The following is a 473-nucleotide window of genomic DNA, read 5'->3' as shown; positions in this document are numbered from 1 at the left end:
GTAACCGGGGCAGATTCCCGGGCACGGCTGGCTGGTCAGGCCGGGGCTGCGGCCTGACGGACGAGATCGGGTAGCGGCGGGACGGGCATGGCGCCCGGGACGCGCAGGCGGTCGCCGAGGTAGCGGTAGAACGAGAGACCGAGCTTGCGGCAGGTCTTCATCAGGCCGAGCAGCACATCGCGGGCGGTGCGGCCCTCCTCGCTCATGGTGCCGCCGGAAACCTTGCGCTTGGTGACGCAGGCGCGAATGTCATTCTCGGAGCCATTGGTGTGGAGCGGGATCTCTGGCCGCTGCAGCACCCGCAGCAGTTCGGCCTTGCGGCGATGCAGGCGGGCCAGCAGGCGATCGAGCACGACATAGCCGGTGTGGCGGGTGAAAATCCGGTCGAACCGCGCCCTGAGCGCGACGGCCCGTCGGGGACAGGGCTCGCGCTGCCAGGCCTTCAGGTCGGCATAGAACCACCAGATCAGGGT

General features: G+C 69.3%; 1 protein-coding gene. It reads right to left on the bottom strand.

The window, feature by feature from the left end:
• Nucleotides 1–35: 35 nt before the first annotated feature.
• On the bottom strand, nucleotides 36–473 hold a 438-nt coding region (locus Q7A36_RS40875; RefSeq protein WP_305109490.1), incomplete at its 5' end, for an IS66 family transposase.

This window comes from Paracraurococcus lichenis (genome assembly GCF_030657435.1).
In the GTDB taxonomy this organism is placed as follows: domain Bacteria; phylum Pseudomonadota; class Alphaproteobacteria; order Acetobacterales; family Acetobacteraceae; genus Paracraurococcus; species Paracraurococcus lichenis.
This window is presented reverse-complemented; position numbering and strand designations above follow the sequence as displayed.